Origin of the sequence: Herbaspirillum lusitanum P6-12, from assembly GCF_000256565.1 — a bacterium.
Classification (GTDB): Bacteria; Pseudomonadota; Gammaproteobacteria; order Burkholderiales; family Burkholderiaceae_D; genus Herbaspirillum; species Herbaspirillum lusitanum.
This window is the reverse complement of record NZ_AJHH01000255.1, coordinates 1-322: the sequence shown is the minus strand read 5'-3', so window position 1 is coordinate 322 and position 322 is coordinate 1. Positions and strand designations below refer to the sequence as shown.

Genomic DNA, 322 nt, shown 5'->3' with positions numbered 1-322 from the left:
AACTGCTGTACCGTACATCCGCCTTGGCGGAGAATGCTACCACTGCCGAAAGAAAAAGAACGACCCGGAGCAAACCTTGTGTCTGCCGCATATTATTTGTCTGAGTCAATTGCGAAAGCCGCTGAACGGGCGTACTGGGTCGAGCTGTACATCGAAGGCGAGAAACGCTGATGCGCCAGCAGGTAGTCGTCGATACGCGGATCGCGCGCGACTTCGCCCTGTTGCGCCAGACTGCTGATCGTTGCCGCGCCTTGCGGTGCGGACGAGGACGCCACGGTAGTAATCGCCGACGGCACAACTGCCGTCGCTGTCGTCGACACAA

At 58.7% G+C, this 322-nt stretch carries 1 pseudogene; it reads right to left on the bottom strand.

Annotated elements, in window-relative coordinates:
• Window positions 1-92 precede the first annotated feature (92 nt).
• Window positions 93-322: pseudogene (locus HLUSI_RS0108385) on the bottom strand (sigma-E factor negative regulatory protein); the annotation flags it as partial.